The organism is Arachidicoccus ginsenosidivorans, from assembly GCF_007971385.1.
Classification (GTDB): Bacteria; Bacteroidota; Bacteroidia; order Chitinophagales; family Chitinophagaceae; genus Arachidicoccus; species Arachidicoccus ginsenosidivorans.
On the sequence record NZ_CP042434.1, the window covers coordinates 5,151,841 to 5,172,219 of the forward strand.

14 protein-coding genes and 1 pseudogene are annotated in these 20,379 nt (G+C 41.1%); all 15 read right to left on the reverse strand.

Translation table 11 applies throughout. The features are described from left to right. Positions 1–60 precede the first annotated feature (60 nt). On the reverse strand, positions 61–615 hold the full coding sequence (locus tag FSB73_RS20630) for an RNA polymerase sigma-70 factor (RefSeq protein ID WP_146786631.1): 555 nt from the start codon (positions 613–615) through the stop codon (positions 61–63). Positions 616–1,280: 665 nt separating this feature from the next. Next, entirely contained in the window at positions 1,281–1,799 is a 519-nt protein-coding gene (locus FSB73_RS20635; RefSeq protein WP_225974881.1) for a DUF5013 domain-containing protein, read from the reverse strand. 105 nt (positions 1,800–1,904) lie between these two features. After that, a pseudogene (locus FSB73_RS20640) lies at positions 1,905–2,395 on the reverse strand (DUF4998 domain-containing protein); the annotation flags it as partial. Between the two features lie 155 nt (positions 2,396–2,550). Further along, the gene (locus FSB73_RS20645) at positions 2,551–3,414 is read right to left on the reverse strand and encodes a DUF5000 domain-containing lipoprotein (protein WP_146786641.1); all 864 of its coding nucleotides are present in this window, start codon (positions 3,412–3,414) and stop codon (positions 2,551–2,553) included. After that, complete coding sequence (locus FSB73_RS27820; protein WP_146788663.1) at positions 3,411–3,659, reverse strand: DUF4959 domain-containing protein; 249 nt, start codon at positions 3,657–3,659, stop codon at positions 3,411–3,413. Before FSB73_RS27820 ends, FSB73_RS20645 begins: the two co-directional genes overlap by 4 nt. After that, positions 3,659–3,805 (reverse strand): hypothetical protein, encoded by a 147-nt coding sequence (locus FSB73_RS23385; protein WP_158639638.1) that lies wholly within the window; start codon positions 3,803–3,805, stop codon positions 3,659–3,661. Before FSB73_RS23385 ends, FSB73_RS27820 begins: the two co-directional genes overlap by 1 nt. Positions 3,806–3,819: 14 nt before the next feature. Further along, positions 3,820–5,676: a RagB/SusD family nutrient uptake outer membrane protein gene (locus FSB73_RS20655; protein ID WP_225974230.1), complete on the reverse strand. Its 1,857-nt coding sequence runs from the start codon at positions 5,674–5,676 to the stop codon at positions 3,820–3,822. Positions 5,677–5,820: 144 nt separating this feature from the next. Beyond that, entirely contained in the window at positions 5,821–9,309 is a 3,489-nt protein-coding gene (locus FSB73_RS20660; RefSeq protein WP_225974231.1) for a TonB-dependent receptor, read from the reverse strand. 183 nt (positions 9,310–9,492) lie between these two features. Next, positions 9,493–10,662, reverse strand: coding sequence for a FecR family protein (locus FSB73_RS20665; RefSeq protein ID WP_146786647.1), 1,170 nt, complete (start codon positions 10,660–10,662; stop codon positions 9,493–9,495). A gap of 67 nt (positions 10,663–10,729) precedes the next feature. Beyond that, positions 10,730–11,317, reverse strand: a complete 588-nt coding sequence (locus FSB73_RS20670; RefSeq protein ID WP_146786650.1) for an RNA polymerase sigma-70 factor — start codon at positions 11,315–11,317, stop codon at positions 10,730–10,732. A 435-nt stretch (positions 11,318–11,752) separates the two neighbouring features. Next, positions 11,753–12,298: a dihydrofolate reductase family protein gene (locus tag FSB73_RS20675; protein WP_146786653.1), complete on the reverse strand. Its 546-nt coding sequence runs from the start codon at positions 12,296–12,298 to the stop codon at positions 11,753–11,755. A gap of 279 nt (positions 12,299–12,577) precedes the next feature. Then, positions 12,578–13,342: a LuxR C-terminal-related transcriptional regulator gene (locus FSB73_RS20680; protein ID WP_146786655.1), complete on the reverse strand. Its 765-nt coding sequence runs from the start codon at positions 13,340–13,342 to the stop codon at positions 12,578–12,580. A 316-nt stretch (positions 13,343–13,658) separates the two neighbouring features. Further along, a complete protein-coding gene (locus FSB73_RS20685) occupies positions 13,659–15,233 on the reverse strand; it encodes a T9SS type A sorting domain-containing protein (protein WP_146786658.1) in 1,575 nt (524 codons plus the stop codon). A 374-nt stretch (positions 15,234–15,607) separates the two neighbouring features. Further along, positions 15,608–19,678 (reverse strand): choice-of-anchor Q domain-containing protein, encoded by a 4,071-nt coding sequence (locus FSB73_RS20690; protein WP_146786661.1) that lies wholly within the window; start codon positions 19,676–19,678, stop codon positions 15,608–15,610. Positions 19,679–19,792: 114 nt separating this feature from the next. Beyond that, entirely contained in the window at positions 19,793–20,335 is a 543-nt protein-coding gene (locus tag FSB73_RS20695; protein ID WP_146786664.1) for a helix-turn-helix transcriptional regulator, read from the reverse strand. Between the last annotated feature and the right edge of the window lie 44 nt (positions 20,336–20,379).

Consider the following 20,379-nt stretch of genomic DNA (forward strand, 5'->3'; position numbering starts at 1 on the left):
CTGTAGTAAGTACTTTTTTTAATTAAATAAATTGGTGGTGGTATAGGTGAATAATAAGCACTAATCTACTTGCCTTTTTACAAAGCTTACAATGTGCTCCATGGCCTTAACAAGTTGGTTTCTAACTGTATGGGGAGATATATGTAATAAGGAAGCCACTTCATTACGGCGCCTGCCCTCTGTTTTACTTAATATATAAATGGCTTTCCTTTGTGGCGGTAGCTGTTCAATGGCTTGTTGAATAATTTGATGAAATTCCTTTTTGATAAGCAGTTCTTCTTGATTTAAATTATTGGCCTGCAACATATTTTGCCAGAGCTGATCTTTTTTGCGCTGATCTTTTGCAGCGGTCCTCAGATAATCAATAACTCGGTTTTCCACAAGTCGGTGTAAAAAGGAATTGATATTTTCAATTTCAGACAATCGGTATCTGATCATCCATAACTTTAAAAACACATCCTGAATCACATCTTTGGCAACTGCGTCAGATTTCAGCATTTTGAAAGCAAACAAATAAAGGCGATGCTCGTATTCTCTGAATAGTTCATTAAAAAGCTGTTCAAGTACATCTTCTGAATTTATCTGTAAATCAGTACCTGAAGCCTTTTGTTGCATAATTGATGAATATTTTGCTAAATGCAAGATAATAACATTTCTTGGAAACTATCCATATAAAAGCCGTAATCTCTTTTTTGATCCATTGAATAAAGCACGCTAGCTTACCTACGCATTTGACATTGAATCTGTTCTATATCATCCTAGTAATTTAAATAACCTGAGATATATTTAATGTTAAATATTCAGTTGCAGCACCAACACCAATACATTAGCGTTATCCTACTGTCTTTATTCAGGTAATGATTTTTATTCTACAAGAGGCCTGTATACCTAATAAAACTTTAGGTTCTTTTAATATCGTTCAATTTCTTATGCAGGTGATGAGGATATTTTAAGGTAAGGCATATCTTAAAATAGTCCGGTTGTTTTAAATAAGGTGATCCCCTGGAATATACTCATTAAAACGAGTAGCAAGTTTGCCTTTTAGAATACTTAACAAGGACCAACTATCCTTCATTCCAATCGGATCGGATATACTACTTTCTTATTAGTGAATTACAAAAAGACCTCTTATAATATTTAGTTTTTAACCAATTTAAACAGGAAAGGCACCCCCCAAAAAAAGCCTTCCTGTATGCTACAGGAAGGCCATTTAACAGTCAAACCCTAAAACAACTATCTATCCTAAAATTAATCTGATTGTAGCGGTCTTTTTTCTAGCATCAATTACTATAATTGTATTCTAGTTTCAGGTAATTAACCTCATAGAAGGAGCCGTTATCTGTCATACTGGCTAAGAAGCCTAGCGTCACATAACCAGGTGTATCAATGCTAAAAGTAATACTGATATTATCTCCGCCGTGATTAGAAGAGAACTCGTAATAAGCCAAACTCTGATCCTCTGCATGTTCAATATCTGGGAAATTTTGGCCAAGTGCGGCTACTATATATTTTCTGCCCTGATCGTTCAGGTCATTCATGTTAACGGTCATTCTCCATTTGCCACTATAGGGTAAATATAAAGACTGGTAGATTTTGCCATTGGTGATGGAAGGCTTCCCCCATCCGGACTCCATGGCAATCATCGAATGATTTTTAACCTCATATCCACCGTATCCGCCTGCATTTTTTACATTATCCGTGGTTGTCCAATCGGCAAGATTACCCCATCTCCCGCCGTCCCATGTGTCGTAATAAAACGGATTGCCCGCATTTAACAGATACTTGGTCGTAAGATCCACCCATACATTCTCAATGGCCGGTGTATAGGTATCATATGCCGTTTTAAACGTATCAATGCAAAGACTATCGGGTCTGTAATAAGTTCTGTAAACAACAGCGCTCCCCTTTTTATAATCTTTTAGCAGCGTGTCTTGTTGCTCCATCCCTATTTTAAAGCTGACAGAGTCATTATCAGATGTAAGGTAATGAACTTCTGTCAGGATTGGCCCTGCACTCAAATCCAAATCTGCAAATTTTAAATGAACCTGCAGACCGGTATCCAAAAAGGAGGATTCAATTGGCCTGTTATTGAGTGAGGCGCGGTATTTATCCCATAGACCGTTCCGATGGCAAAGACCGGAACAGACCGGTTACCGCTTGCATCCTCATTTACGAGCTCAAAAGTATGCGCTCCTTCCAGCAGTTTGCTGATCACAAGGCTGGTGGTATCTGAGGCGCCGGTTCTATGTACATCCACATCCACAGAATCCGTACGACTGTCCCAATAGATATGCGATTTTACAATATTGGGGTCGGAGCTCAGTACAGACTTAAGCAAAACGCGATAATCGCCCGAATAAACCAAAATCGTATCGGGCTTGGCGGGATAAACCAAATCTCCTTTTACAAAATCCTTTTATAATCATCCATTTTAGTGCAGCTGCCTACGGCCCATAACAGCATAATTAGAAATGCCAGGGCCCCGAAATGGCTATTTTTAATATTCAATTTACCAATCATAACATTTATTTTTTTTGCTTCTAAGTGGGTTTAATTTCTGGGATCACCATATACATTGGTTTCTACAAGGGTCATATAAGTGGTACCCAACCAGTTTTGAAGAGAATTGATCCTTAAATACCTGTATTTTTTATCTCCGGAGTGGAAGGTGCAGTTAAATCCAGCCGCTGCCTGATTAAAATCATCCTGGGTAAGATACCCATATGGTAATCCTGAAGGCTTTTTGACTTCATAACTACCCAATAGATCCCAGCCGTTAAAACTACCGTCACTGGCAGGCTCAGTAGCGCCCCAGACTTCAAATTTCCTTAAGTTACCTCCATAAAAGTAATTCCTTAATCCACTGGAACTCGGCGTCGCATTTTCTGAATATTCAAAAATTACCATTCGGCTAAGCTTGGTCGCTACGCCGATATCAATGGTCACGTGCTGCGCTTCAATACTGTTGGAGTTGGTCCAGACAACATCCGGCCAGGCGTCGCCCCTGGTTTTACCATCCCACAGAGACGTAAGCCCTTTGGAATTTTGATTGTAAAAATCATAGGTAGGTTCGCCAGGTAAATTTGTTCTGCTAAATTTACTTTTATCCAGTAAGGCTTCGTAAAGAGGCGATATTTCTGTAAAAAGCGTATCTGTTGTATTCTGGTATTTGTCCCTAACATACACGGCCACCTGAATGGCGTTTGTATCCAGTCCCCTGATCGAGTTATCAATGGAATCCGTAGAGGTATATATACCAGAATAAAGTGCCCAATTCCCTTTTTGTCTGGTTAATAGCTGAATGGCGACATCGGCTTTCTCGTCATTGAGGGCTTTTATATTTATCCCGCCAAAATCAGGGGATACTTTTAAGGAATTATAGACTTCCCAAATTGGACTGATTAACGGTCTCACCTTGACTTCAATAGGCTTAGAGGCTTTTCAGCACGGTTGACTGAAAAGATTTCCACCGTATGTTCAAGTGTATCAGCAAAGCCGTCCAGTATTAGTTGATTTTCATAATAAGACGCCTTTACCACCCTTTGAACACCCTTTTTAGTCTCATAGACGGCTTTTACGTAATACAGGTTGGGGTCGGCTGGGACTGTGTAATGTAAAATGGCCGTTCCTTTACCATTGTCTATGGTGATATTGGATATTAATTGGGGATTGTCTCATTTTGGCTGAGCGAAGCATGTACCACCCCATCTTTTTTACAGTTTAAGTTTAAAAATAGCATCTGCAATAGCAGCAATATCCCTACTGGATATCCGAAACTTTTTAATTTATATAATCGATTTTTCATATACTTTGATTTTTTTACTTAGGCCATCCTGGATTTTGTACTAGATTATTATTGGTTCTCAATTCATTAATCCACAGAGGCCACAAATAATCTCTGGGTGCCACAAAGGATTGCTGAAACAGGGTACGCGGTTGGTAATAGGAAATAGCAGATGACTGATTGGTAGTCCATCCAACAACTGCTGTATTAAATTCAGCGGCCGCATCCTTCCACCTTCTTAAATCCCAGTAAGACGTGCCTTCAAAGGCCATTTCTATGCGACGTTCCTGCTTGATTATCTCTCTCAAGCCATTTTTGGTCTTATACTTATTAGGACTTTTTGAATAATTTGTCCAGGAGGTCGCAACCCCCTGAAGTCCGGCCCGGTTGCGTACTGAATCAATGTACCGGTATACTTCACTGGTGGGCTGATCCTGACTTTCATTAAGCGCTTCAGCGTAAAGAAGGTAAATATCCGCTACCCTGATTTCCGGCCATTCATATTCTCTTACATTAACGCCGTTAGAGCTGTAGGAGAAATTATAATCGACAAACTTCTTAATATAATAACCCGTCTGGTTCTCATAACCGATTTCGTTATTGCCCCCATATTGGCCAAGTTTTGCCTGGAGCGTATAAGTATCTTCATCACTGCCGGAAGGGCTGCTAAGTAAATACCATACCCCGCCGTCAAAGCACAGGTCAGCATAAAACCGGTTCTCTCTGTCAAAATTGAGTCTGGCAGTCGTATATCCCTCGCTTACGTCAAAACGCTCTTCATGGGTGGCGGTTCTTAACTGATTGATCTGATTAAAATCCAGTGTCTTGTCTTCACTAATGGGAACACCATTGGAAGTATAGAACAACTCGGCCATTCTTAGGGTAGCCCCAAATTGCCCCCTGGCACCCGATATATTTGAATACTGCGAGGCAAGTTTTACCATGGTGACGTTTTGCAGATATCCCACCCTGGAATTAGACAACCCCCAGATTTTTTCACTATTCCACCTATCGCAAATGGCCTGACGTATATTTAGTTGGGTAATGGTAGCGTCCGATAAATTGGTCAAAGAAGATTTTGGATAATAATACAGATGAAAGCCAGCTGTATTAGCCGCGTCAACGGCTGCCTTGCAGGCAGCTGCAGCGCGTATCCATTTATTGTTATCCTCCTGGCTATTGAATAAGTGCACACCTCTGTTATCCACTACATTAGCATAATCCGGATTGCCGTTAAATAAAGGGCTGGCCGCCAGCACCAAGAGCTTGGCCTTAATGGCTGCGGCAATGGGTTTTGTTACCCGGCCTAGTTCCGTTCCTCTGTTTAAAATGGTCATCGGCAGTAAGGTATAGGCCGAATCCAATAGGCCTGCAATATAGTTTACACAGGAATCAAAAGGTTGCCGATAGACCTTTACTTCAGCGGGAGACGCAGAAATAGGCAGATTCTTGTCATTAATCGGAATGGGGCCAAAGGACCTAAGTAAAAGGTAGTTATAATAAGCTTTTAAAAACAGGGCCTCTCCGATCCATCTGGCTCTTTCCGTGGCTGACAAATCTTTAACCTTATTGGTATCGGCAATATTTTCTAAAAAAATATTGCAATTGGAGATGCCTTGAAAGAGTCTGATGCCACCGTTGCCACCACCCCAATAATCACAGATAACGGTAGAAGAAGTCTGATAGCCTCTGGCGATATCCCAGGCCTGAACGCTCAGATCTCTTTTGGAAGTGGACAGCCAAATTTCATTGCCCGCCAGCATACCGATATTACTATTCGGGTCTCCATCATGGGGCACATAGGAATAGCAGGTAAACAAAAATTTCTCGGCCTCATTTCTTAAGGTAAAGGCGTTATTAATAGTCGCCACATTATCGGGCACTACGTCCATAAATTTTTTACAACTGCTGAGTATGTTACTCAAAACCAAGCAAAGGGTGATAGCGGTTGTGATTTTTTGTATGTTTATTAATTTCATTGTTTCTTAAGTTTTTCTGTTTGTTCGAACAATCAGGTGTAGCAAACGGGTTACAGGCTACTCAATATTAAAATTAATCCCAATATTATAAGTACGCTGAATCGGGTATCCCAACCCATTGCCCCCCATTTCCGGATCCCAGAGGTCAAATTTGCTCCATACAAAGAGGTTATTGCCATTTACATATACCCTGGCGTTTTTGAACCCGACGGATTTTAAGGATGGCACCTGAAATGAATAACCTAATTCCAGTGTCTTAAGCCTAAGGAAGGTGCCGTCTTCCATCCACCAGGTGGAGGTCTGATTGTTATTGCCAATAAAGCGGTCGCTGAGCCTGGGCCAGAAGGCATAACTGTTGCGGTTATTTTCAGACCAGTGATCCTCGGCAACGGCCTTTAGCAGGTTGTTCTGATAGCTGCCATTAATGACAAATGGGGAAATATTTTCCGGATTTATCCAAAAAGAGGAACGGGCAGAGCCTTGAAAAAATGAACTGATATCAAAACGTTTATAACCAAAGGAAAACCCAAGCCCGTAGATGATTTCAGGGGTAGTCGGATAGCCAATCGGTACCAGGTCATTTTGGTTGATGGAACCGTCTCCATTCACATCCCGGTATTTAATATCCCCAGCCATATACTCACCAAAGGTTTGTGTCGGGCTGTTTCTCACCTCGGCGTCATCAATAAAGAGATGATCGGCGATATAACCAAATACCTGATCTACCGGGTAGCCGACACGGCTCAGGTAAGCAATATTATCCGGATAAATCGGCTCATCATAAACCAAGGTCTTAGAAGTGGCATAAGTCAGATTGACTCGGGTCTGCAACCAGGTGTTTTTGCTGAGGTGTGCATTATAGTTAGCCAGGAAGTCTATCCCTTTATTTTCAGCCTTACCGGTATTGGCCTCAGGTGTAGACATCAGCCCCATGGAATTAGGAATATAGCTTCTGCTCATTAGGATATTATCGGTACTTCTCTTATATAGCTCTATAACCATATCCAGATTTTTAAAGAGGGTCAGATCCATTCCCAGATTATATTGGCGAGTATGCATCCAGGTAATGCTTTGGTTGGGATACCGGTTAATAAATATGCCTGGCCTGGAATAACCATAATCCAATCCAAAGGTGGATCCGTAATCATTATCATTCATATTGACATCTGACAGATAGAAAAAGCGGTCATCTGAATTACCAATCTGGTCATTACCAGCTACCCCGTAGGTAAACCTTAATTTCATTTTGTTGATAACGTCCAGTAATGGATCAAAGAATTTTTCCTTGGATATGTTATAAGCAACACCTATGGAGGGGAAAAAGCCAAATCGTTTGTTTTCCGCAAATCTTTCTGAACCGTTATAACCAAAATTAAACTCGGCCAGGTACTTCTCTTTAAACCCATAAGTAAAACGACCGGATAGGCCTTCATTTTTATGAGGTAAGGACTTAGCCAGGCTACCGGAATTACCCTGCGTCTGACTTTGCATAAGTCCTGTCAGCATCCCGGAGACCGTATGCGCTCCCCAGTTTTTATTATAATTTAATGTCGCCTGTGCATAATACATGGAACTAACGTCCTTGGAGGATTCTGTGTAACTCAGGTATTCTGAGCCAACGGTGCCAATGGAGGCTGGTCCTCCGTCATTGAGCACGTATAGGCTGGATATATTTTTATTATCCAGACTCTCAGCATTATAAAAAAATGGATTATAATTTCTATTGATTGAATAATAAGAATACCTTTTTACATAGGCCATAAAATTGAAATTAAGGCCCGGCAGGATAAATTTCAGATCCTGAGAACCATCAAACTGAACATTGATGGTGGATCCGAAGCTTTGAAAGTAGCCAGAAACGGAATAGGCATAGGGATTCACATACAGATCCTGTTTGCCAGGTATGACGGCGTTTCCAAATAAGGGGTGATTAACATAAGGCATATAATCGGAAGGATATATGGCCGGAAAGGCTACGGGGTTGGAATAGGCCGCATTATTAAAGATGCGTCCCCCGTCTCCATTATTAGGACCATTATAATCATCAAACTGCGCATAGACTCTTACGGCAGCCTTGGTGGTAGGTGTCACATTCAAATCCACATTGGAGCGGATATTGTAGTTTTTTAATTTGATATTATTATTAAAATTATTAATTGGATTGGATCTCAGGATGCCGTTATCTACATTATAGGTACCTGATAAATAATACCTGGCAACCTTGCCCCCTCCCATAACATTTAAATTATACCGCTGATTATAGGTATAGGATTTTATCATGGTATGAATCCAGTCATTGCTGGGATATAGTAAGGGATTGGCCCCCTCTATGGTCTGATCTATCTTATTTTGGCTATAAGGCGTGGCTGCCAGTGGATCTCTGGTAAGCGCCGCTTCATTGGCCAGGCGCATATAGGTGATATTATCAGCAAAATTAATATGTTCTGTATTGGAGTTGATAGAATTTTCCATTCTGAAGAAAAATTTTGCAGATCCGATTTCCCCTGCCTTGGTTGTAATCAACAGTACACCGTTTGCGCCACGAGCGCCATATACGGCAACCGCTGTAGCATCCTTCAATACGGAGAATTTGGAAATATCATCGGGTTGCAGTCTGGCCAGATCATTGGTACTGGATTCGATGCCGTCAATCAGGATAAGTGGATCCTGTTTGCCGGATCCAAATGCACTGAGACCACGAATAAAAAAGGAAGCATTGTCTTTACCTGGCTCGCCGGTTCTTTGATAGGCAATCATCCCGGGGATCTGGCCTGCAAACATGGTGGTTAGATTACTGGATGGCTGACGGATCTTTTGTACATCCACTGTTGTGATGGCACTGACCATACTCTCTCTTTTTTGGGTACCAAACCCCACCACGACCACATCATTTTTTTCGGCGATAGCGGGTTTTAAGGCAACATCGATTATCTTTTGATCGCCCACTTCTATTTCCAGTTGCTCGTATCCTACGTAGCTAAATACCAATCTACTATATCCGGTTGGTATAATAATCTGAAACACACCATGCGTATCTGTAGCGGTTCCCTGGGTTGTACCCTTGACAATGACGCTCACCCCTGACATTGGCTTGCCCTGATCATCGGTTACTTTTCCGGTAATCACCTTTTGCTGAATGGTAGCATCGGGCACTTGCTTTTGAGCGGGACTAATTTTGTCAACTGCAATCTGCGGCTTCTTTTCTGCGGCCTTTATGATCACGGATTTACCTTTAATGGTATAGCTCAGCTTTCTGCCTTTCAGACAATCAGCAAGCGCTGTGTTGATCGTCGCATTGTTTAAATCCAGATCCACGCGTTCTGATCCGCCTATCAGACCTGCATTATAAATAATGTTATACCCACTTTGCTTCCCGATACTTTTAAAAGCTTCAAATAAACTGATGCCTTTTTTATGTAAATTAATATTTTGGGCAAGCCCAAGGGCATAAACATGCATCAGGCCGGCAAAAATGAGTAGCGAGGTTAACCGCATCCTGATTTTCATTTTGCCTCGTCTGGACCACCTTTGTTTGTTTTTTTTCAAGCGATTCAATTTCATTGTGATTAAATATTTACTTTTTGAGAAAAGCCAATTAACTGATAAACATTATAAATAATAGCATGGGGGCCCTACAGGCAATCCATTGCCTGTCCGGCAAAAAAGATTTTTTTGCCGGTTGCCTTATGCACGCTTTGCATGCCTGGAATACTCTATATATACCTGAAATTATTTCACGACGTATAAAACCTTGCCCTGAATTTTAAAATTCACTTTATTGGTTGCCGATAATAGCGAAAGCACTTCTGAGAGCGGCGTATTTTTGGAAATAATACCGTCCAATTTAATATGCTCCGCATGGCTTTGATATACCACCGATACATTATACCACCTGGCTACCTTCGTTAAAATATCTTGCAATGATTCATTACTAAAAATAAAATAACCGTCCTTCCAATCAATAACGGCATCCAGATCAACATTTCTCACTTTTAACTGGTCTGTTAAAACGGCTTGTTTACCAGGCACCAATAAACAGCTGTCCTTTTTGCTTTCACTTACAACCTTTAAACTACCCTCTAACAGTGTTGTTTTAACCGCTTTACTGTCATCGTAGGCTTCAATATCAAAGTGTGTTCCAAGCACCCGGGCCTCTTGCCCTTTGGTTTTGACATAAAAAGGGTGTTTTGGATCATGAAACACTTCAAAATAAGCTTCTCCGGTTAAATATACCCGCCTATTGGAGAGTTGCGCAAAGGAAGCCGGAAACTTAAGACTCGATCCTGCATTCAGCCACACCTTTGTCCCATCAGGTAAGGTCAGGTTATACTGACCGCCTAATGGTACTTTTAAGGTATTATAGGTGATCTTTTGATCCGCTTTTCTTGTACTAGTTAGGGGTGATTTTAAACCGCCCCCCTGATATATCACTTTGCCGTTACTAAGCTTTACAATATTGCTCCCGGATTGAAGGCCAATCTGACCGTTACTTACAGAATCCAGATTTAAGGAAGTGCCATCACCCAAAATCAAAAAAGCTTTATTACCACCAGGCGGCACATCTGCCATCATCTTGTTAGAATTAGCATGGCTTAGATATAAAAAAATGCCGCCCACCAGAACAATCAGCGCCGCAATACTTGCGGCAAGCATCCTGAAATCAAAACCTTTCCCATTATGCTTGGCACCTGCCTGGTTTTTATTGATGCTTTGAAAAACAGATTGCTTTATCTTTTTTGTCGTGCGCAACAATAACTCCTCGCTCAACTCACCTGGCAATGGTAGTTCGTTCTCAGCATTAAAATCCGCATACCATGCTTCAAGATAGGCCTTCTCCTTTTCAGAACACTGGCCATCAAGGTATTTTTGAATCAGTTCTTTTAAATCTATTGGTTCCATGGTATGGGTTTGCTATTATAATAACAATTCAAATAAGGGGCATAGGGATATAAACTCAAAAAAAAGATTAACCATTAAAATGGTTGGACCATAAAATAAGCAAAAGGATCAGGCCTATTTTGGTTTTGAGGATTCTAAGAGAGGCCTTTATATGATCATTTACTGTAAATTTGGAAATGCCTAACCGGTCCGCAATCTGCTGATGGCTCAAATTTTCCTGACGACTCAGTATAAATACCTGCCGCATCCTAGGTGAGAGTTTATCAATCTCCGCCATTAAAATGGCTTCCAGTTCCTTTTTCTGAATAATATGCTCTGTGGAGTTAATAGGGTGATTTTCAACAAAATGCTTAAAATCTTTTTCATATCGAACAATGACTTGGCGGTGTTTTATCACGTTCAAAACCATATGGCGGGCAGAGGTAAACAAATATCCGGCAATATTATCACAATTAATTTCCTTCCTTCTCTCCCACAGTTTAATAAATATATCCTGGACAACATCCTCTGCCGCTGCCATGTCCAAAAGCTTACGGTGGGTGTGACTGATTAAAACCGCACCATAACGATCAAACAGCGTTTCAAATGCCACCTGATTGTCCCTCTTAATCAAATCCATTAATTCGTGATCGTCATAAGCACTCAGATCCTGCATAATTACCCATTTAAAAATATTACAAACTGTTAAATGCCCAGCAAATTATAATTATTTTGGATAAATTTAAGTGAATTTAATATTCATTTACATTTAAATAAAGTAGCCTATTGATAACCAGAATTATCTATTTTGAGGACCAAGATGAAGTTTCAAAATTAGTTTATGGGAAGAGGCAAATATTCCATAAAAGTATTACACGTAGTAACTCGTTATTTAATTTCTGTATGTTGAATTGAAAAAAATGGCCAGTTATTATCAATGCACTACCCGAATTAAACTAAAAATAAGGAGCTTAGAAATTAAAAATATAATCGAGTTATTGCATTCATCGATAAAACAATCAACATATATGTTACGAATTAATGACCGCGGGTCGCAATTCTTTAATGTATAAAAGCCTTTTCACCTTTAAGTTTACTTATTGCCCCATTTTTAATTCGGTGCATAATAAAGAATTATTGCACCTGAAGGCAATGTTTTAGTCTTAAGTAGTTTCAATAAGGTACGATTTGTTATGTCTTTAAATAGCGGCAGGCCGCTTCCCAGAATTACCGGGTGAACGCATAGTTGCAGTTCATCTACTAAGCCTAACTTCATTGACTGGATGATCAGGCTCGGACTTCCAATTAAAATATCCCTATCCATTTCTTTTTTTAACCTTGAAATTTCTGTTTTAATGCTGCTCGATGCAAGTTTTGCCGTGTCCCAATCAAGGGTATTTAATGATTTTGAAAAGACGATTTTGGGAATGTTGTCTATTGCCAGTGCAAAATCATCTATCGACTTATTGCCAGTAGGCTTATGTATCAAATCCTGCCAGTATTGCATTAACCGGTAGGTAACGCTGCCATATAAAATGGCGCCACCATGACGGATCAATTGGCTATAATGTTCATGTAATGCTTCGTCTGCTATTCCTCCTGTATGATCACAATATCCATCCAGGGTCATATTGATTGCTGCTATAACTTTTGTCATGAATAGCCGTTTTAATCATTAAAAATGCTTTCAGCAAAGTTAAGAAGTATTGATGAAATCTAAAATTACCAATTTAGACTAAGTGAAAAAAAAGTAACAGGATTTGAAGCAATCCAATATCCGATGAATAGTTAAGCTGAATCCTTTTATTTATTGCCGTATGCAAGGATGGTAAAGTCGATCAAGCAAAAGTGTCCGCAAGGAATTTATATTATAGGTCTAAAAATTAACCGATAAGACAACATATTGCTATATTGCCAAATGGGTACATGCTATTGATTATATCCAGCCTTTTTCTAATCCCAGTTTTAATAATTGCAATACAGAAGTAGTGCCTGTTTTTTTGAAAATATTCTTGCGGTGCTGAGCCACCGTGTGCGGACTAATATGCAATAATTCTGCAATCTGGCTCGTTTGAAGCTCTTTTATAAGCAGATGAAAGACCTCTATTTCCCTTTTAGTGAGGATATTTTTATGTGGCAGCATGGTCTCAACGGGCTGGATATCAATATAAGAAGGTTCTCCTTCCAGTCCCATGATAGAAAGCACCATTTTACTGCTTTGTTTAAACTGCGAAATATCGGTAAATATCACAAAAGTTCTAAGTACTGCACCCTGATCATCACTTTGAATAACCGCTACTTGTTGGAGCAGCCTTTTATAATTACCGTCCTTACAGCGTATACGAAAATCATAACGCGTTTTGTATTTGAAGACCTTTTCTGGCGGCAGATTCTGCCAGAACGCTGTAATAGTTGCTTCAAAATTCAGGTATTGCTGTAAATCTTCAGGATGGATCGCGCCCAAGAACAGTTCCAGGGTAAATTCTTCTGGTGTATAACCCATTAGCTTGGTAATGGAAGGATTGGTATATTCCATCTGCATTTGTGGTGGACTAAAAATAAAATAGCAATAGTCACCCACCTGAAACAAGTTGAGCATCTTTTTATATATTTCTACCTCAACTTGTAATTCCTCTGGTTTTTTGTTTTGCCCAATTTCTTTCCATATTTCCCCCGCCCTTTTTAGAATCACCTTATCCATCAACAATTATAATTTCAGTTTGGAGGCCAAAATACTAAAATCCATTTATTTTATTGTAAATCCCTTAACATATTTTAAAAATTATTTAATCGTGTCTGTAATTTAATTTACATAGCGAATTACACCCAATTAAAAAATAACAGTACTTGTATTATAATTATTAATAATGTGATAGATCTTTTTTAAATCAGCGTTGCACTCATTATATATTTAGCGGGGTAGCGAATTATTCGCTACCCCGCTGATTTTTAGATTAATAATCAGTAAAGATGTTTAAATACTATCCCAATTGTACCACGGACGCTGCTTTTCCTGCCTATTTTTTAATAATCACTTTTTGTGTGATAATAGAACCATCTGTAAGTATTATTTTTGCAAAATATATACCTGCAGGAAGGCTGCTTACATTAACTGCATTGTTCGTAACGGTTTCTTCTTTGTAAACCGTTTTGCCGGCAACATTTAAGATTTGAACTGTCTTAATAAAATTTGATTGTACATAGAGTATAGTCGTTGCAGGATTGGGATAAAGTCTAACTTTTGCCACTGTGTCTAAACTAATATTTTTTATGTCCGAAAAATGGCTTTTCCCTTCTTTATCTATTTGTTTCAAGCGATAATAATTTTTTCCATCAATTGGATGTGTGTCGGTGAATTTATAGTGAATAGGCGCAGTGCTATTGCCATTGTTCGCGTAAGAGGACACAAAACCTATCTTACGCCAATTAATGCCATTTGTACTATGCTGTATATCGAATCCGGCATTCCCGGATTCACTTTCTGTTATCCAATTTAGTCGAACCGTATTACCAATTGCTTCTAGCGAAAAGTCAGCTAATTTTACAGGCAAAGCAATGCTTGTAACATATCCGGTTAAGTCCCCTCTAAGGTTACCGCTTGCTGTGGTAAACCCACTTGGTGTCAAGGCAGAAATAGCCCCGGTTGTCAAATCTATCTGAGTAAAATCTCCATTGACAAAAAAGCCATAAAAAATATTATTCTCATCAAAAGTAACGCCATCCATTTCTACGCCGGGTTGCGTATTTATGGTCGTACCAACGATAGTCACAGGTACCGTCAAGCCACCACTGGCAGGAGGTGCAATACGAACAGGTCTGCCAACCGTGTTTCCATTGCCATCTGGATAGGTTATATAGCCATATATGTTTGTATTTACCGGGCTAATTGCCAAATCCTGGATGCCGCCATCGGCATCCTGAACATTTGGGTAACTTGCCAGCATTGCCTGCAAATACTGATTATATGCCGCTTTTACAGACGGATCTGAAACGTCCAGTAGAAAAGAGCCTCCAGTATTGGTTATCTTATTGCCGCTGTTTGCCGGTAAGCTGGACACATCGTCCACCCAGGCTATATAAAAATCAATATCTTCTGTTGTGATTTGATTTATATTGCCGGACACAAATTTTGATAATCCGCTTGATTTTACCCCAATGGCTATATAATAGTATTTACCATCTTGCGATACGGTCCCTCCATTATAATTAACCAAACGCATCGGGTCATTTCCTATTAGCGGTAATAAGCCTAAATCTACATAATTGCCATCTGCGCCTATGCGATAAAGCGCTACGTCAATATCTGAGGAGGCCGATTGGGCACCAATAAATGCTGCACCATAAACAAAGTTATCCACCGGGTTTAAGCCCATGCCGTTTATATCCTGGGATGGCGTAAATGATACTGTTGAAGTGTAGCCACTGCTCGGACTGCTACTTGTATAAATTGTATAGTTTTTAGCAGCGGTATTCATCCCTGGTTTTGTTATAGCAACATATAATTTTGGAGAAAAAGCCGTCTGTGCCTCTAGCGCAAAGTAGCTTCCTAAAAGCAGGACAATTGTCAAGATAAAAGTAAATTTGTTTTTCATAGTTTAAGGTTAAAAAGGTTATTATATTTATTTTTCAGCGTTCCTTTTTTCAGATTTAACGCATACTGAAACGCTTAAACAAAATTACCCATTCAACAACAGGAGAATTGTAGCAATTCATGAATATTCATGCAGAAAACTAATTACATTCATGTAGTTGGACGATTGTAATTATGTCGTAAAATATTTACAAATAACGTTTGCTATTAGACACATTTGGGAAAAAATATGGGTAACTTGGATATTGACAAGTCCACTACTTTTAATAACAAACAACCATGGCAAATCACTGCATTTAGTGTCAGGAATCTACCATGGTTGATTAGTTGTTCTTAGTAAGTCTTTAAGCGTAAATTTGGTCGATTATAAACCAATTATTGCTTGATTATCTTTTGGGTGACAGATCCTCCCTTACCACTTAGCTTCATTAGATAAACACCAGCTGGATACGCGGCCAAACCCATTTGTAATTGATGGACACCTGCAGCAATATGAATCCCATTTAAATTTCGGCCGGCTGCATTCCACAATTCAAGGGTTGTATAGGTATCTGCTGGAAATTTCACGACCAGGTTGTCCCTTGTTGGGTTGGGGTACAAGTGAATGGTCGCATTTACCTTACTAAATGTAAGTGTTCTAACACCCAAATTATGAACCTGACCGTTTTGATCCACCTGCGTTAAACGGTAACTATTGGCACCACTAATTGGTTGAAGATCCTCCCAAACGTAACTGGCTCCGCTTTGAGCGCTCCCTTTCGCCTCCAACTCTCCTAGCTTTTTATAATCCAACCCATTGACGCTGCGGTAAATCTCAAATTTATAGGTAGCCAGCTCATTAGCAGTCTGCCATTGTAGCCTGGCTTGCGCTCCTACTTTTGTGACCTTAAAATCAATCAGGGTAACCGGAAGCGCTGCAGGCTCTCCCTGATATTCATAAGCGCCCAGATCAATGGTCAGCCCTTTATAGACCCTTGGATTACTCTGGAGGTCCTTTGTTTCCAGACCCAGACCTGAATACAACAGATTGCTTCCCTTATTTACAGCAGCAGACGCATCAAAAAGGGTATAGTCGCCAGCAATCGGATTGGCAAATACTGCCGCTTCCTTATATTTTGTACCGTCTAAATTACCTGAGGCGCCGCCTGGGTCTGCTTCCATTAAGCTATAACTGGCCGTATACCCGCCACTTAAATCTCCATATACGATGCTGTTGTAAAAAGTGGGTTTCAGGGAACCATTGGTAAAAAATGCTGCCGCCCCGGTACCAGCAGTATTGCCTGCTATTGTTATATTAGTCAACATAGGCGCACCATTTTCGATATAGCAAGCGCCACCATTTCCAGTTGCATGATTGTCCACAAGCGCCACATTAGTTAAAACCGGACTGGCACTACTATTATAAATAGCAGCTCCACTACCTGCAGCCGTATTTTTAGAAAACAGGCAATTCAACAACGCTGAATTGCCAAAACTATTGTAAAGACCGCCGCCGTTACCGCCGGCTAAATTTTGGGTAAAGTTGCAATTGGTTAGATCAATAGTAGCATTGTCCCCAAATAAAGCACCGCCATCACCTGCACTGCTATTATTATCAAATAGACAACCAGTCATCTTGATATTTGAGCCTGTTGCATACATACCACCACCAAATCCAGGATAATAGGTATCTGGCGTAACACTATTGCCTGTGAAGGTGCAATGATCAAAGGTAACGGAGGCGATTTCGCTATAAACGCCGGCACCAGTAGCGGCATTATTGTTTAAAAAGCTGCAGTTTCTGATAACGACATTCGCGCCCACACTAGTCATATATAAGCCAGCCCCAACGTCGTTAAAGACAAAACTGGCACTTCCTATTTGTTCATAATCAATCTCATTATCGGCTACGGCGCCTGTTAATTGAAAACCATCCAGAATTAAACTATCTGTACCAGGAACCTCGGCCATAATGACCAGGTGATAGCTGGGGGCGGTTGGCTCGCAGGTGAGAAAGGTCGGATTGGCAGCTACATCCCGAAAACCTGTACTGGCATTATACCCGCCCAGGATTTTCAGGTTGCTCCTGGTTAGCACAAAAGATTGATTTCTGTTTGTTGAAAATCCAGGCGTACCTGTGGGATAATAAGCGCCAGCGGCCACCCGGATCTCGGTTACATTAGGACAGCTATTAGCCAGACTTAACGCATCGCTTAAATTTTTGTAGGCTGTCGCCCAACTGGCACCATTACCGGTGGATGAGGATAACTGGACCGGACCAGATCCTGAACCACGACCATTTACATGGGCGTCCACATAAATAATGGGCGTAGTGGCGCATGCGTCGGCCTCAAAAGCGCCTAAGTCTACAGAATTTGCCTGAATACGGGGATGCCCCGATAAATCAGTGTTTACCCCTTGGGTGGCAATACTATTATTTCTACCCATATTAATAGCCGGACCACCCACTTTTAAGGTATAATCATTACTTGCCGGGTCATTAAAAAGATCCGTCAAAGCACCATTATAAAACACGTTTTCATTGGCGTCAAAAGTCGTCGCCTCTTGTATCAGACTAGCATAGATGGGTGTGGTGGTGGCGTCTGCCCTAATACCTGCGCTACCTAGATTTGCCGTATTGCCATAGACCAGACAATTGATAAAAACAGGATAGGACATATCCAGACTATAAACAGCGCCTGCGTATCCATCTGCCCGATTGCTGGCCAGTGTACAGTTAATTAGATTTGGATAGGCGTTATGTATATTGGCTATGGCACCTCCAAAATAAGCACGGTTATTATAGAACAGGCAATTAATCAGCCTGGGGCTGGCGCCTTTATTACAGATTGCCCCACCTTGGCCATCTAGCTGGGTAGTATGATTGTCAAAAAACCGGCAACTAACCAGTTTTGGACTAGCGCCGTTATTATAGATCCCGCCGCCATTATTTGCGGTGCTATTTTTAATTACCAAATGCAAAAGTTTTGGGGAGGCATTTTCATTGTAAATGGCCCCACCATCACTTCCATTGCCCTGTGTCAGGGTAAACCCGTCCAGGACGGCCGTGGTGTCCATGGGATTATCTATGGTTGCAATGTTCCAGATAACCGGCCGCTCACCCCGGCCACTTAAAACCGAGCCTTCTGTCAGTTGATCCGGTAGAACCCTGCTCTTTGTCAGATCATCAATGCCATTATCCGGATCAAATCCGCCATAAATAGCTACCCCTTTTTTCATAACAAAACTGCTGGCGGAGACCTCGTAGTTTCCTATTGCAACAAAGACTTGCCTGACGCCGGGAGCTGCTAGGGCCGACTGCAGATCGCCAGTAGCCTCCCCCCACCTATCTCCCCCGCCCACGGCACCTGGCCGCACATACACGATACCTTCCGCACTTGGTAGAGCACCCATATACTCATACGCACCTAAATCGATAGTAGAATTAGCTCCAGCACCTTCTCTGGGATGTCCAGCCAGATCCAACGGCGTGCTCATTAAACCAGACGAATACGCATTATAGCCCTGATTGATCGCAGGGGATCCAATGACCAATGTATAATTACCATGCGCTGGGTTCACAAAGACATGTGCATCCTTAATACCGCTGCCATTCAGGTTATGGTCATTCGTATTCAGGCTATTTTCTATCAATGAGTAACTGGCACTGTAATTACCGTTAATATCCCCAAATACGATGCTATTATTGATAACCGGGGTACCAGCAAGGCTGTATACCGCCTTACCGGTCTGGGCCGTATTGCCAGCAATAGTTACATTGGTCAATTCAGGGGTACCGCTCAGATTATATATGCCACCGCCCTGTCCGGTAGCGGAGTTATCTACAATGGCTATCCCAAATAAGGAAGGCGCGGAATTTTCATTATAAATTCCGGCGCCATTGACGGCAGCATTGCGTTTTATGACCAAGTTTCTGAGTGTAGGAGAAACGTTTCGGTTATAAATACCCCCTCCAGAGACACCGTTCAGTGCTTTGCCGCCAGTAATAACAAAGCCATCCAGTATGGCTGACCTGGTCAGCGCGTTATTATAATTCCAGATAACGGGCCGCTCATTTTTGCCACTGAGAATGGTAGCATCCTCAAGGGTCCCGGGCATGATTCTGCCCCCCATATTTAAAAGGATAACACCTTTTTCAGGCGCAAACCCGCCATAAATAGCCACACCATCTTTCATCACAAAACTATTGGGTGAAGGCACTTCATAGGTACCATGCGCCACAAATACTTGAATGACCCCAGGCGCATCAATGGCTGCCTGTAAATTCTTGGTAGCATTGCTCCAGCTATTTCCACTACCATCGCCGCCAACTACATTGATATTCACATAGATATTGCCCGAAGCGTCTGGTATCTCAGCATACAACTTACTTGTTAAGGCAAATACTAATAAAAAGAATAAAAGAATAGGTACATTATAACAAGGGGAATGGCGAAAGGCTTTCATGCTAAAGACATTAAGTTATGGGTAATAACTCAAAAGTAAACTCCTTGATAATCACCTTAAAAATTAGGGCGTAACAAAAGCGTAACAGATTACAACTACAATAAAATCAATAGATTAAAGACCTTCACTTACCAATAGCTGCTGGGCTGACTGCGCTAGTGTTCCGCCCATTTTTTTGCGTACCCGGTTCCAGGTTACCCTTACACCGTCGGTGGAGATTCCCAGCATCTGGGCCATTTCTTTATGAGAAAGACCCAGACGGGTCAGCATCAGATACCTGAGTTCCGATTCGGTCATGGTGGGATATTTACCTTTTAGTAAGCGTTCAAAATCTGGATAAACGGTGGCAAAGTGCTGCCTAAAGTAGAGCCAATCTTCGCCAGTAAGGATCGTAGAAGAACGAAGCTCACTCAAGGTTTTCTCCAAAATCTGTTTTTCATTGGATCCTGCATCTTTAAACCTATGTAGTTCAGCTTGAAAAGTCTCAACCAGGCTATTTTGCTCGCTTACTTTTTGAATAAATCGGTTGATTTCTTTTTGGGCGCGCTGAAGCTCACGAGCCGTCTGCTGCTGGGCCAGCTCTGCGGCCTGGCGCTTTCTTTTCTGGTGACGGTAAACCAATAGACTGGCTACGGCCAAAAAAACAGCCAGTGCCATCAGTAGATTGCGCTCATTTTGTTTCCTTTGTGCCGCCAGCGCCA